This window comes from Variovorax sp. efr-133-TYG-130, assembly GCF_030208835.1.
In the GTDB taxonomy this organism is placed as follows: domain Bacteria; phylum Pseudomonadota; class Gammaproteobacteria; order Burkholderiales; family Burkholderiaceae_C; genus Variovorax.
In genome coordinates this window covers 273103-286634 of record NZ_JARVTD010000029.1, presented here as the reverse complement: position 1 = coordinate 286634, position 13532 = coordinate 273103, and the positions used below count along the sequence as shown (strand labels likewise).

Here is a 13532-nt window from a genome sequence, read left to right as displayed (position 1 = left end):
GTGTGTCTGTCGTCATTTGGTTTCGAACCGGGTTGCGCCGTCCCAGTTCGGATCCTGGGGTCGCAACGCCATGGAGGCTAAACGCTGGGCGTAGAGCTGGTAAAGGACTTTTTTGGCATCCGCGGCGAGCAAGGGGGCCAGCAAGTTCCGGCCCACGGCCCAGTCCTGGCGGCGGTAGGCGGCGAGCACGGCGCCCCAGCGCTCGAGCATCGGCTGGGCCTGTTTTTCGGCTTCGGGCGTGCGCTCGGCCAGGGGGGTGAACACGGCCACGGCCTGCGCCTTGCCCTTGACGCGCACGCTGTCGAGCTCCTGCCAGACGTAGCCGGGCGCCAGTTCCTGGGTGGCGCCGCTGGCGACGATCTCCACCCCGTAGTGGCCGCTCAGGCCTTCGAGGCGCGACGCGAGATTGACCGCGTCGCCGACGACGGTGTAGCTGCGCCGCGCGGCCGAGCCCATGTCGCCCACGCTCATGACGCCGCTGTTGATGCCGATGCCCACGCTGATCTCCGGGCGGCCGCCGGCGCGGTTGGCGCTGTTGATGTCGCGCACGGCATCGGCCATGCCGAGCGCGGCGCGCACGGCCAATGCGGCGTGGTCGGGCGCGTCGATGGGCGCGCCCCAGAAGGCCATGACGCAGTCGCCCATGTATTTGTCGACGGTGCCGCGGTGCGCGCTGATCACGTCGGTGAGCCGGCTGAAGACGGTATTGAGGAAGGCCTGGAGCTGCGCCGGGGTCATCTGCTCCGACAGGCGGGTGAAGTCGCGCATGTCGCAGAACATCACGGTCATCTGCTTGCTTTCGGCGCGCATGCTGTAGCGGTCCGGCTGGACCAGCATTTCGTCGACCAGCTGCGGCGGAACATAGGTGCCGAAGAGCCGAACGAGCCCGCGCCGCGCGCGCGATTCGACGAAGTAGCCCCAGCTCATGCTGAGCACGAAAGCGAGCATGGTCATGGCAAGGGCCGATGCCAGCGGCAGCACGAGGCCGTACCCCACGAAGAGCCAGGAATTGAGCCCGACCAGCCCGGCGATGGTTGCCGCGACCAGCAGCACCGCGCGCGGCGCCGACAGCAGCGACAGGCCGAAGGCCAGCAGCAGCCCCGTCACCAGCACGCTCAGCACTTCGTAGCCGGGCGCATAGTCCGGCACGCTGAACAGCCGCCGGTCGAGCAGGCCGGAGACGACGTTGGCGTGCACTTCCACGCCCGGGAACGCGGCTTCGACGGGGGTGGCGCGCAGGTCCTGCAGGCCCGGCGCGGTGGCGCCGACGAGCACGATCTTTCCTTTCAGCTCGCCGGGGGCGAGGCGTCCTTCGAGCACGTCGGCGGCCGGGATGTAGCGGAACGATCCGCCGCCGGCGCCGCCCGGGCCACGAAACGGCACCTCCATGCTGGCGGTCTGGTCGACCGGCACGCGCAACTGGCCGATACGCAGCGATTCGAGCCGCGGCACGGCGCCGCCGGAGGCAAAGGCCGGACGCACGGGCGGCAAGCCGTTCGCCAGCCGGTAGACCGCGAGCGCGAGCGACTCGTAGTAGCCGGGCTGGGCCTGGTCGCCTTGATAGCGGGCAATGAGGGGCACGCTGCGGATCACGCCGTCGCCCTGCGCGCCGACCAGTGTGTTCAGGAAGCCCGCGGTGGGCGCGGCCTTGGCGAGCGCCGGCAGGCTGGCGCCGAAGCCGTTCCAGCTGGAAGCGTAGATGCCGCCGGCGGGAAACGCATCGGCCGGCAGCAGGGGCGCGTCGGGCAATTGCCCCTTGGCGCCGGGCTTGCCGGTCCGCGTGAAGTAGTAGCCGAGCGCCACCCGCCGGCCTTCCAGCGACCTGGCGAGGGTGGCGTCGTGGTCCAGCGCGGGGGCGAGCCGCTCGATCTCGTCAGCGAGCCCCTGCATGCCGCGAAGGGGGCCGGCCGCCATTGCCCGCAGCCTCTCGAGGCCGGAACTCCGGTCGGGCTCGAGGAACATGACGTCGAAGCCCAGCACCGCCGCCTGCTGGCGGTCCAGCAGCTCGGTGGTGAGGCCGGCGATCTTGTCGCGCGCCCAGGGCCACTGTCCCTGGCGCGCGAGGCTGGCGTCGTCGACATCGACGATCACCACGCGCGGGTCGAGCGTGCGCGGCATGGTCGCGCGCAGGCGGATGTCGTAGATCAGGCGGTCGAGGCGCTCGAGCGCGCTGAGCGGCCAGGCGCCGGTGGCGTGCGCCAGCGCCAGCAGCACCGGCAGCAGGCTGATGACGATGCGCGGCCAATGCCGCCGCAGCACGCTCACGGCGCGCCGTCCGTACGGTTCACGCCGCCACGAAACCCAGGGGGAAAGGAATCAGACCCGCACGAACTGCATGCGCGCGGTGCCGCCAAGCTCGAGCACGTCGCGCTCCTGCAGGGCGACTGCCTCGGTGCCCAGTTGCAGGCCGTTGAGCGTGACGTTGCCTTCGACGCCCGCCGCCACGTAGCCTTGACGCCGGCGCGTGACGACGGCCACGGCCACACCGGGCTTGCCGATGGTGGTGACGACCTTTTGCAGTGCGACGTCCTGGCCTTCGTTGGGGCCGGCCAGCACCCGCAGCACGGGAATGCCAAGCTCGACGAGCGCACCCGATTCCGTGGGCGCCGAAGACAGCGGCGTGGCCGGCGAATATTCGCCCACGGGATTGCGCACGGAACCGGGGCCGACGGCCAGGTTGCTGCGGGCCCGGAAATGGATGCGGCAACCTCCGACCTCGATGACGTCGTTGTCCTTGAGCGCCTGCTTCTGGATGGCGAGCGCATTGACGTAGGTGCCGTTGGTGCTGTTGAGATCTTCAATTTCGACGTCGCCATCGCTCATGTGCAGCACGGCGTGCTCGCCGCTGACTGCCAGGTTGTCGATCACGATGTCGTTGTAGGCGCGACGTCCCAGCGTCGTGCGTTCCTTGGCGAGCGCCACTTGCCCGATGACAACGCCATCGACCGAAATGATCATCTTCGGCATTGCCGACTCCCCGATTGCAAAGCTTGAATGACTGCAAGCGCAGCAGTGGGGTACCGCTGGGGCCTGCTACTTGGCTGCGCGAGGCGCTTGCGCAACGCCTGCTCTTGCCAGAACAACCGAAATATTGTCCCTGCCGCCATTCTCGTTGGCAATTGCAACCAAAAGCGAAGCTTTTTTCTGAAGCCCGACATCGTGTTCTAGAAGCGTGAAAAGCTGCTCATCGGAAATCATCTCGCTCAGTCCGTCGGAGCAAAGCATATAGAGATCGCCCGGCCTTGCGCTGTGCTCATGCATTTCCAGCAGGACCTGGGCCTCCACGCCGACCGCCCGGGTCACGAGATTGCGGGTTGGCGAATTGAGCGCTTCCTCGGGGGTGATGGCACCCGCGTCGAGCTGCTGCTGGCGCAGCGAATGGTCACGCGTGAGCAGTTCGAGCTTGTTGTTGCGCACCCGGTAGCAACGCGAATCTCCGATGTGCCCGACCACCACGCGCTGCGGCCGGAAGGCCGCCAGCACCAGCGTCGTTCCCATGCCCTGCAGCTCGGGGTTGGTGGTGCCGGCTTGCAGGATGGCGCTGTTGGCCTCGTCGGTGGCGGCCTGCAGCGCACGCCGGACCACCCGGGCCGGCGCCTGCATGCCGGCCTGGGCGAACCAGCGGCCGAAGCTGGCGTGCAGCAGCGAGACAGCCATGGCGCTCGCCACCTCGCCGCCCTTGTAACCGCCCATGCCATCGGCCAGCAGGGCCAGCCCCAGCGCGGAATCCACATGTACGGCGTCTTCGTTGTGGGCGCGCAGCCTGCCGACATCGGTCAGTGCTGCGAACTCCCAAGTCAGCGGTGGACGGGTGGAGAACAGGGAGACGCCGACACTCGCCATGGTTTGTCAGCGCAGACTTCGCGAAATCAGTGAGCAGCGGCGTGCGCGCGCCGTTGCATCAAGCGGCCCGCGGCCACGACAAACACCGCACCGGCCGCAGCCGCCGCATAGTGCAACCAGGGATTGGCCGCCAGCACGTCGCGCAGGGCGACGTCGCTCACGATGGTCTCGCCGCCGACCCAGCCGATCAGCGCGGCGCCCAGCATGACGATGATCGGGAAGCGTTCCATGAGCTTGATCATGAGGGTACTGCCGAAAATCACCAACGGAATGCTGATGGCCAGGCCCAGGATCAGCAGGACCATGCTGCCCTGCGCGGCGGCCGCGACGGCAATCACGTTGTCCAGGCTCATCACCAGGTCGGCCAGGAGGATGGTGCGCACGGCCGCCATCATGCTGCCGTATTCCTTGGACTCGCCGTCGTCCTCGTCGTCCTCGCTGAGCAATTGCATGCCGATCCACAGCAGCAGCATGCCGCCGATGATCTGCAGGTAAGGCAACGCCAGCAGCTTGGCCGCCACCACCGTCAGCACGATGCGCAGCACCACGGCCGCACCCGAACCGAACAGGACGGCCTTTTTCTGCTGCGCAGGCGGCAACGAGCGCGCCGCCATCGCAATCACCACCGCGTTGTCGCCCGACAAGATGATGTTGATCCAGACGATCTTGAGCAGACCTAACCAGAAGTCCGTGCTTTGAAGAATTTCCATGTCTCTGATCCCACTGTGTTTTATTGAAAAAAGCGCCCGCAATCCAGTGCGGGCGCTTTTTAATTTCTGCGTGGTCCTCGCATGACCCGGCTCTGCGGCCGGTGTCTAGGGGCCGTTTCTTACAGCTTGGCCTTGAGCAGCTTGGCCAGTTCCGAGAAGTTGCGCGTCACGGTGAAGCCGCATTCTTCCATGATGGCGAGCTTGGCATCGGCCGTGTCGGCGCCGCCGGAGATCAGCGCGCCGGCGTGGCCCATGCGCTTGCCGGGAGGGGCGGTGACACCGGCGATGAAGCCGACGACCGGCTTCTTCATGTTGTCCTTGCACCAGCGGGCTGCGTCAGCCTCGTCCGGGCCGCCGATTTCGCCGATCATGATGACCGCGTCGGTGTCCGGATCGTCGTTGAAAGCCTTCATCACGTCGATGTGCTTCAGGCCGTTGATCGGGTCGCCGCCGATGCCGACTGCCGACGATTGGCCCAGGCCGATTTCCGTCAGTTGAGCCACGGCTTCGTACGTCAGCGTGCCCGAGCGCGAGACCACGCCGATGCGGCCCTTGCGGTGGATGTGGCCGGGCATGATGCCGATCTTGATCTCGTCGGGCGTGATCAGGCCGGGGCAGTTCGGGCCCAGCAGCAGCGTCTTCTTGCCGCCGGCCGCTTCCTTGGCCTTCATCTTGTTGCGCACTTCGAGCATGTCACGGACCGGAATGCCTTCGGTGATGCAGATCGCCAGGTCCAGGTCGGCTTCGACGGCTTCCCAGATGGCGGCCGCGGCGCCTGCCGGCGGCACGTAGATCACCGACACGGTGGCGCCGGTCTGCGTGGCGGCTTCCTTGACCGAGCCGAAGATCGGGATGTTGAAGATCGACTCGCCGGCCTTCTTCGGGTTCACGCCCGCCACGAAGGCGTTCTTGCCGTTCGCGTATTCCTGGCACTTCTCGGTGTGGAATTGACCGGTCTTGCCGGTGATGCCTTGCGTGATGACTTTGGTGTCTTTGTTGATATAGATCGACATGACTTGTTCCTTAGGCCTTCTTGACTGCTGCCACGACCTTCTGGGCCGCTTCCGCCATGGTGTCGGCGCTGATGATCGGCAGGCCCGAATCGGCCAGCAGCTTCTTGCCTTCGACTTCGTTGGTGCCCTTCATGCGCACGACCAGCGGCACTTGCAGGTTCACGGCCTTGCAGGCCGCGATCACGCCGGTGGCGATGGTGTCGCACTTCATGATGCCGCCGAAGATGTTCACGAGGATGGCTTCCACGTTCTTGTTCTTCAGCATGATCTTGAAGGCTTCGGTGACCTTCTCGGGGGTGGCGCCGCCGCCCACGTCCAGGAAGTTGGCCGGCTCGCCGCCGAACAGCTTGATGGTGTCCATGGTGGCCATGGCCAGGCCGGCACCGTTCACCAGGCAGCCGATGTTGCCGTCCAGCGAGATGTAGGCGAGGTCGAACTTCGAGGCTTCGACTTCGGCCGCGTCTTCTTCGTCGAGGTCGCGCAGGGCCACGATTTCGGGGTGGCGGAACAGCGCGTTGCTGTCGAAGTTGAACTTGGCGTCCAGGGCGACGATGTTGCCCTTGCTGTCACGGTTGAGCGGGTTGATCTCGACCAGCGAGGCGTCCGTCTCCATGTAGCAGGTGTAGAGCTTCTTGAAGATGTCCACGGCTTGCGCGGTGGAGTCGGCCGGAATGCCGATGCCGTCGGCGATCTGCTTGGCCTGTTCGTCGGTCAGGCCCAGGGCCGGGTCCGCGAACACGGTGATGATCTTCTCGGGCGAGGAGTGGGCCACTTCCTCGATGTCCATGCCGCCTTCGCTCGAAGCGATGAACGCCACCTTCTGGGTGGCGCGGTCGGTCACTGCCGAGACGTAGTATTCCTTCTGAATGTCGGCGCCGTCTTCGATGTAGAGGCGGCGGACCTTCTGGCCTTCGGGGCCGGTCTGGTGCGTCTTGAGCTGCATGCCGAGGATCTCGCCGGCGAGCTTCTTGACGTCTTCGATGGTCTTGGCGACCTTGACGCCACCGCCCTTGCCGCGGCCACCCGCGTGGATCTGGGCCTTGACGACCCACACCGGGCCTCCAAGTTTCTGGGCGGCTTCCACCGCCTCCTGGACCGTATAGGCCGGGATGCCGCGCGGCACCGGCACGCCGAACTTGGCAAGGATTTCCTTGCCTTGGTACTCGTGAATCTTCATGAGGGATGTCTCTCGGAAGGAGGAGGTTGAGAACGGGAGATCTGGGGTGAGAGTGTTTCTGCTCTGTTGCTCGCGGGCGACGGCAGCCTGACGGCTGGGGGCGGCGAACAACCGCGGACTGTATCATGGTGCGCCGCACCAATACTGTACGTGGGGTTGCGGTCAATACGTACTTTCTTCTAGCTACCCCGGGCAAACTCCATCATGGCCAAGGTTTTCATCGACGGCGAAGCCGGTACCACCGGCCTGCAAATCCGCGAACGGCTCCAGACGATGCCGCAGGTCGAACTCGTGAGCATCGCTCCCGAACTGCGAAAAGACGCCAATGCCAAGCGGGACCTGATGGCCGGCGTCGACCTGGTGGTGCTGTGCCTGCACGACGACGCTGCGCGCGAATCGGTTGCGCTGATCGACCAGCTGCCCGGCAGGAAGCCCAAGATCATCGACGCCTCCACGGCGCACCGCATCGCTCCCGGCTGGGTGTTCGGCTTTCCCGAACTCACCGAAGGCCACTGGCAGGCCGTGGCGAAGGCCGATCGCGTCGGCAACCCCGGCTGCTACGCCACCGGCGCCATCGCGATGGTGCGCCCCCTGGTAGACGCTGGCCTGCTGCCCGCCGATTTCCCGATTTCGCTGCCCTCCGTGAGCGGCTACTCGGGCGGCGGCCGGACCATGATCGAGGCCTACGAAAAGGGCGAGGCCCCGCTGTTCGAGATCTACGCGCTGGGCCTGAAGCACAAGCACATCCCCGAAATCATGACCTACACCGGCCTCACACGCAGGCCGGTGTTCATCCCGTCGGTGGGCAATTTCAAGCAGGGCATGCTGGTGCAGCTGCCGTTGCACCTCGACCTGCTGCCCGGCAAGCCGAAGGCCGGCGACCTGCAGGACGCCCTGGCCGCGCACTATGCCCGGAGCAACACGCCCGAGCAGTTCGTGAAGGTGCTGCCGCCCACGGAAGACGGCAAGCTCGAAGCGCTGGCGCTCAACGACACCAACAACCTCGAGATCCGCGTGTTCCCGAATGAAGATCACCGCCACGCCGTGGTGATCGCGCGCCTGGACAACCTCGGCAAGGGCGCCAGCGGCGCCGCGGTGCAGAACCTGAAGCTGATGCTGGCGCTCTGAGCGCCAGCCGCTCGCTCGTCAGTTCACCAGCCAGAGCCCCACGCCCAGCAGGGCCGCGTGCGCGCCCAGCGCGATGTAAAGCGGCTTGCGCGAGGGCGTCGCCATGTCCTGCAGCGTCTCGTTGATGCGGCGCGTGAGCAGAGCGCGCAGCGCGGGGTCTTCGCCAGCGGCAGGGGCGCCATGCTCGGCGCGGCTCTGCTGCCATTCGGCAAGCATCTCGCTCATCGGCAGGCGGTTCAGCACGAAGGCCACCACCGAGCGCACCGCCCTGCCCTCGCCCAGCACCGGCGCGAGCTGCTTGCTCAAGGCATCGACCGACAGCCAGTCGGCCGCGCGATGCAGAACGCCCTGCGTGCGCGGCATCGCCTCGATGCGACCGGCAATGCCGCCCGCCAGCCGCTGCGACACGGCCTCCCCGCGCGCCGCGACCAGATGCTGCATCGCACGCGCGCGCCCCTGGTGCACGCCCAGCATCACGTAGACGACCACGAACAGCAGCAGCAACAGCGCCACCAGCAGCGGCGGCGAGGTGACGAGCGCCACCAGCGCGCCGACGCCGCCGGCACGCGCGGCCACGTTGCCCGGACCCTGCAGCTGGCTCAGATAGAAGAAGAAAACGCCGCCGCCCAGCACGACGCCGAGCAGGCCGCCCTTGATGACGGACCCGGCAAAGGACAGGCCGGCCTTGGCGCCGGTGCGCACCAGAGACTGCTGGCCGACGGGATCAGATGACATGGAAGGCTCCTCCGTAGTTTTGCCACGGATGATGCCACCGCCCCACCCTGCCTTGCCCTCGCGCTATTCGTTGTCGTTGTAGCCGCTGGCCCCCATCAGCGCCGACAGCCGCCCGGCGATGTTGCCCACGATGCCGCGCACCTGCACCGCGTCGGGTGCCGACTTCTGGTCGATGCGCTCGATGTACGGCACGTTGATCGACGCGATGACATGGTCGGCCGCCCCCATCACCGGGAACGCGATGTTGGTGATGCCGCGCGTCTGCTTGCTCGGCATGGCCGAGTAGCCGCGCTCGCGCACGTCCTGCAGGATGGCGAAGAGCTCCCCCGGGTCCATCTCCAGCTCGCCTTCCACGCCGATGTGGGCGCGCAGCATGCGGGCGCGGTCGATCTCGTCGCGGAACGCCAGCAGCACGTGGCCCGAGGAGGTGTCCGTGAGCCCCATCACCACGCCCACCTTGAGCCCGAAGGACCAGCGCTCCGGGCTCTCGACCTGCGCGATGACCACCACGCGCCCGCCCTGGTACATGGCCAGGTGGCACGACTGGCGCGAGCGGTTGGCCAGTTCGCGCAGCAGCGGCAGCGCCACGCTCACCAGGCTCTTGAGCGGCTGCTGGCGATGCGCCAGCTCGAACATGCGCAGCGTGAGCGTGTAGCGGTCGTTCTCGTCGACCTGCACGAAGCCGCGCCGCTGCAGGGTCACCGCCATGCGGAAGATCTCGCTGACCTTGCGCCCGACCTTCTGCGCCAGCTCGTTGAGCGTGTAGCCGGAGACGCTGTCGGCCAGCGCCTCCAGGATGTCCAGCCCCTTCTCCAGGGCCGGCGCGGCGTAGCGCAGCGCGCCCTCGCCTTCCGGCGCGGCCTCTTCGTGGCCTTCCCGGCCCTGTGGTTCTTGCGGCGCTGGTGCTGCTTGCTTCATCGTTCCCCGTTCAGTTCGACCATCCACCGTCGATCATATGGATGGCGCCGGTCGTGAAGCCCGACTCGTCGGAAGCCAGGTACACCACCAGCGCTGCGATTTCCTCGGGCTTGCCGACGCGCCCCAGCGGCTGGCGCGCCACGAAGGCGGCGCGCACCGCGGCCTCGTCGGTGCCGGCCTGCTGGGCCTGCGCCGAGATCCGGTCGCGCAGCGAGGGCGACTCCACCGTGCCCGGGCAGATCGCGTTGCAGCGCACGCCCTGCTGGATGAAATCGGCCGCCACCGCCTTGGTCAGCCCGATGACGGCGGCCTTCGAGGCGCCGTACACGAACCGGTTGGGCACGCCCTTCACGCTCGACGCGGCCGAGGCCATGTTGATGATCGAGCCGCCGCGCTCCAGCATCGCCGGCAGGAAGGCGCGGATCGTGCGGTACATGGACTTCGCGTTGAGGTCCATGCTGAAGTCCCAGTCGGCTTCCTCGCAGGCCAGGATGTTGCCGCTGTGCACGAAGCCGGCGCAGTTGAAGAGCACGTCCAGCCGCCCCGTGGTCTGCGCGAAGGCCTGCACCGCGGCGTTGTCGCGCACGTTGAGCGTGGCGGTCTTCAGCCCCGCCAGCCCTTCTTCGCGGGCCAGCGCGGCGAGTTCGGCCAGCGCGGCTTCGTCCACGTCGGTGGCCCACACGGTGCCGCCCTCGCGCGCCAGCGCCAGCGCGCTGGCCCGGCCTATGCCCTTGCCGGCGGCGGTGACGAGGATGTTCTTTCCCTGAACGCGAGAAGTCATTGGCGGTGTCCTTTGAGTGATGGTTGCGGCACAAGTGAAATACAAATTTCACTGATGAAATCAAATATACGCGACCGGCAAGCCCCCAAGCCCCCTCAAAAACCCGATCCGACTCACCGATTCATTGGTAAATACCCTCGAATAGGCGCAAACCCCAGCGTCAGGCGAGTACCCCGCTGCTAACCTCATTAATGAAATCTAGTTTTACCTAAGAAAACGAGACATATCCATGGCCCACGCTTTCGATGCCCCGGCTACTTCGCTGCTTCCGCGCCTGCAAGCCTGTTACACGGGCATCCTCCACGACGTGATGCGCGCCGCGGGCCTGCGCGACTTCACGCTGCCGCCCACGCTGCGCCCGCTGATCGCCGGCCAGAAGATGTGCGGCCCGGCCTTCACGGTGAACGGCCGAGTCGACGCCACGGCCGATCCCCACGAGACGCTGATGGCCTGGACCGGGTTTCTCTCGCGCGCCAAGTCGGGCCACATTGCCGTGATCCAGCCGAACGACTCGACCGTCTCGCACATGGGCGAGCTCTCGGCCGAGACGCTGGGCCGCAAGGGCGTGCTGGGCGTGATTGCCGACGGCGGCGTGCGCGACGCCGAATTCATCCTGCAGCAGGGCTTCCAGGTGTGGCACCGCTACTTCACGCCGCGCGACATCGTCGGCTACTGGCTGCCCGACGCGATGGACGTGCCGGTGCGCATCGGTGACGTCACGGTGAACCCCGGCGACCTGCTGCTGGCCGACACCGACGGCGTGATCTGCCTGCCGCTCGCGCAGGCCGAGGCCGTCATCACGGAGGCCGAGCACATGATGGGCCGCGAGAACCTCGTGCGCACCGCCATCCTCGCGGGCACCGACCCGCAAGAGGCCTACCTCAAGTACCGCAAGTTCTGAGCGACGGATGCCGACCCCGCAATCCATCGACGCCCGGCTGGTGCTGCTCTCGCCCGGCGACAACTGCCTGATCGCCTGCACCCATCTCGCCGCCGGCACCGCCGTGCAGCTCGAGGGCGGCACCGCCGTGCTGGCCAGGGACATCGGCCTGGGCCACAAGCTCGCGCGCCATGCCATCGCCGCCGGAGAGAAGGTGCTGAAGTACGGCGCCGTCATCGGCAGCCTGCACGCGCCGGTCGCGGCGGGCGAGCACATCCACACGCACAACCTCGACAGCGACTACACGCCCACCTACACGCTGGACGAGGGCAAGACCTTCGTCGGCCACGCCTGAGGCGCCCTCCCCGCATGAACGCTCCCGAATTCCAGATCCGCGGCTTCCCGCGCGCCGACGGCCGCAAGGGCATCCGCAACGTCGTGGTCGTGGCCTACCTGGTCGAATGCGCGCATCACGTGGCGCGCGAGATCACGCTCGACTTCCGCCAGCAGGACGGCGAGTCCGAAGTGCATCTCGTCGGCTTCCCCGGCTGCTATCCGAACGAGTACGCCGAACGCATGATGCAGGCGATTGCCACGCACCCCAACGTGGGCGCGGCGCTGCTGATATCGCTGGGCTGCGAGAGCATGAACAAGCGCAAGCTGGAAGAAGCGGTCGCCGCCTCGGGCCGGCCGGTGCACACGCTCACCATCCAGCAGGAGGGCGGCACGCGCAGCACCATCCGCGAAGGCACGCAATGGGTGCAGTGGGCGCTGGCCGAACTGGCGCAGCAGCAGCGCGTGCCCATGGACCTGAGCGAGCTCGTGGTGGGCACCATCTGCGGCGGCTCCGACGGCACCAGCGGCATCACCGCCAACCCGGCCGTGGGCCGCGCCTTCGACCTGCTGATCGCGCAGGACGCGCGCTGCATCTTCGAGGAAACCGGCGAGCTGATCGGCTGCGAGTTCCACATGCAGCGGCGCGCCGCCACGCCGGAACTCGGCCAGGCCATCGTCGAATGCGTGAACAAGGCCGCGCGCTACTACAGCACCATGGGCCACGGCAGCTTCGCGCCGGGCAATGCCGACGGCGGGCTCTCGACCATCGAGGAGAAATCGCTGGGCGCGTACGCCAAGAGCGGCGCCTCGCCGATCAACGGCATCGTCAAGCCCGGCGACGTACCGCCGCAGGGCGGCCTCTACCTGCTGGACGTCGTGCCCGACGGCGAGCCGCGCTTCGGCTTTCCGAACATCAGCGACAACGCCGAGATCGTCGAGCTCATCGCCTGCGGCGCGCACGTCATTCTTTTCACCACGGGGCGCGGCTCGGTGGTGGGCTCGGCGGTGTCGCCGGTCATCAAGGTCTGCGCGAACCCCGACACCTACCGCCGGCTGCACGAGGACATGGACGTCGATGCCGGCCGCATCCTCGAGGGGCGCGGCACGCTGCAGGAAGTGGGCGAGGAGATCTTCGACGCGGTGCGCCGCGTGGCCGATGGCGCCGCCACCAAGTCCGAAGCGCTGGGGCACCGCGAATTCATCCTGACCTACAAGGCCTTCGAGCCGCTCGGGCCTTCGTGCCTGCCGCTTGCGCGCGCCGCGTAGCCGCGCCTTTTCCTTCCTGTCTTTTTCTTCAATGGACTTACGGAGCCCGACGCATTGAACTACCAGTTCGACTTCATGCCCGTGCTCGAGCAGTGGCCGCTGCTGCTCGAAGGCGCGTGGACGACCGTGCAGCTGTCCTTCCTGGCCACCGTGCTGGGGTTCGCGCTGGGCACCGTCTGCGCGCTGGGCCGCAACAGCCGGCACGGCTGGCTGCGCGGACTGACGGGCGGCTACGTGGAGGCGATCCGCAACACGCCGCTGCTGATCCAGAGCTATTTCTTGATCTTCGGCCTGTCGAGCGCGGGCGTGACGATGCCGATCATGGTGGGCGCGGTGCTGGCGCTGGTGGTGAACATCGGCGCATACAGCTGCGAGATCATCCGCGCGGGCATCGAGTCGATCCACAAGGGCCAGCTCGAGGCGGCCGAGTGCCTGGGGCTTTCGAAGCCGCAGGTTTTCTGGCACGTGATCCTGCGCCCGGCGGTGGAGCGCGTGTACCCGGCGCTCGCCAGCCAGTTCGTGCTGCTGATGCTGGCCTCCAGCATCATGTCGTCGATCGGCGCGGAAGAGCTCTTCGGCGTGGCCAACCGCATCCAGTCGGACACCTTCCGCAACTTCGAGATCTTCATCGTGCTGTGGGTGGTGTACCTGGCGCTGTCGTACGCCATGCGCCTGGGCTTCTGGCTGCTCGGCATGGTCGTGTTCCCGCGCCGGCGCAAGCTCGGCACGCCGCTGTGAAGAAGAG

The 13532-nt window shown here is 67.1% G+C and carries 14 protein-coding genes; 5 read left to right on the top strand and 9 right to left on the bottom strand.

The window, feature by feature from the left end:
• Positions 1 to 12: 12 nt before the first annotated feature.
• The 6 genes from QRN67_RS24215 to sucC all read right to left on the bottom strand — a co-directional run bounded on the left by QRN67_RS24215 (position 13) and on the right by sucC (position 6743).
• Positions 13 to 2265 (bottom strand): CHASE2 domain-containing protein, encoded by a 2253-nt coding sequence (locus QRN67_RS24215; protein ID WP_285413912.1) that lies wholly within the window; start codon positions 2263 to 2265, stop codon positions 13 to 15.
• 51 nt (positions 2266 to 2316) lie between these two features.
• Complete coding sequence (locus QRN67_RS24210) at positions 2317 to 2967, bottom strand: FHA domain-containing protein (protein WP_081268722.1); 651 nt, start codon at positions 2965 to 2967, stop codon at positions 2317 to 2319.
• A 66-nt stretch (positions 2968 to 3033) separates the two neighbouring features.
• Positions 3034 to 3843 carry a Stp1/IreP family PP2C-type Ser/Thr phosphatase gene (locus QRN67_RS24205; RefSeq protein ID WP_081268721.1) on the bottom strand — a complete coding sequence of 270 codons (810 nt, stop codon included), beginning with the start codon at positions 3841 to 3843 and terminating at the stop codon, positions 3034 to 3036.
• Between the two features lie 26 nt (positions 3844 to 3869).
• Complete coding sequence (locus QRN67_RS24200; protein WP_081268720.1) at positions 3870 to 4553, bottom strand: TerC family protein; 684 nt, start codon at positions 4551 to 4553, stop codon at positions 3870 to 3872.
• Between the two features lie 119 nt (positions 4554 to 4672).
• On the bottom strand, positions 4673 to 5566 hold the full coding sequence (sucD, locus tag QRN67_RS24195) for a succinate--CoA ligase subunit alpha (protein ID WP_106936368.1): 894 nt from the start codon (positions 5564 to 5566) through the stop codon (positions 4673 to 4675).
• Positions 5567 to 5576: 10 nt separating this feature from the next.
• Complete coding sequence (gene sucC, locus QRN67_RS24190) at positions 5577 to 6743, bottom strand: ADP-forming succinate--CoA ligase subunit beta (protein WP_081268718.1); 1167 nt, start codon at positions 6741 to 6743, stop codon at positions 5577 to 5579.
• Positions 6744 to 6947: 204 nt separating this feature from the next.
• Between sucC and argC the strand changes: the two genes are divergently transcribed.
• Positions 6948 to 7871, top strand: a complete 924-nt coding sequence (argC, locus tag QRN67_RS24185) for an N-acetyl-gamma-glutamyl-phosphate reductase (protein ID WP_285413911.1) — start codon at positions 6948 to 6950, stop codon at positions 7869 to 7871.
• 18 nt (positions 7872 to 7889) lie between these two features.
• Here the strand turns inward: argC and QRN67_RS24180 are convergent, their stop codons facing one another.
• The 3 genes from QRN67_RS24180 to QRN67_RS24170 all read right to left on the bottom strand — a co-directional run bounded on the left by QRN67_RS24180 (position 7890) and on the right by QRN67_RS24170 (position 10305).
• Entirely contained in the window at positions 7890 to 8606 is a 717-nt protein-coding gene (locus QRN67_RS24180; protein WP_285413910.1) for a hypothetical protein, read from the bottom strand.
• Between the two features lie 63 nt (positions 8607 to 8669).
• Positions 8670 to 9524 (bottom strand): IclR family transcriptional regulator, encoded by an 855-nt coding sequence (locus QRN67_RS24175; protein ID WP_285413909.1) that lies wholly within the window; start codon positions 9522 to 9524, stop codon positions 8670 to 8672.
• Positions 9525 to 9534: 10 nt separating this feature from the next.
• The gene (locus QRN67_RS24170; protein WP_081268714.1) at positions 9535 to 10305 is read right to left on the bottom strand and encodes an SDR family oxidoreductase; all 771 of its coding nucleotides are present in this window, start codon (positions 10303 to 10305) and stop codon (positions 9535 to 9537) included.
• A gap of 229 nt (positions 10306 to 10534) precedes the next feature.
• On the opposite strand from QRN67_RS24170, the gene QRN67_RS24165 reads away from it, so the two are divergent.
• The 4 genes from QRN67_RS24165 to QRN67_RS24150 are packed head-to-tail and all read left to right on the top strand — an operon-like array spanning position 10535 to position 13525.
• Positions 10535 to 11206, top strand: a complete 672-nt coding sequence (locus QRN67_RS24165; RefSeq protein ID WP_285413908.1) for an RraA family protein — start codon at positions 10535 to 10537, stop codon at positions 11204 to 11206.
• 7 nt (positions 11207 to 11213) lie between these two features.
• Positions 11214 to 11540 carry a UxaA family hydrolase gene (locus tag QRN67_RS24160; protein ID WP_081268712.1) on the top strand — a complete coding sequence of 109 codons (327 nt, stop codon included), beginning with the start codon at positions 11214 to 11216 and terminating at the stop codon, positions 11538 to 11540.
• Between the two features lie 14 nt (positions 11541 to 11554).
• Positions 11555 to 12787, top strand: a complete 1233-nt coding sequence (locus QRN67_RS24155; protein ID WP_285413907.1) for a UxaA family hydrolase — start codon at positions 11555 to 11557, stop codon at positions 12785 to 12787.
• Between the two features lie 54 nt (positions 12788 to 12841).
• On the top strand, positions 12842 to 13525 hold the full coding sequence (locus tag QRN67_RS24150; protein ID WP_106936363.1) for an amino acid ABC transporter permease: 684 nt from the start codon (positions 12842 to 12844) through the stop codon (positions 13523 to 13525).
• Positions 13526 to 13532 lie beyond the last annotated feature (7 nt).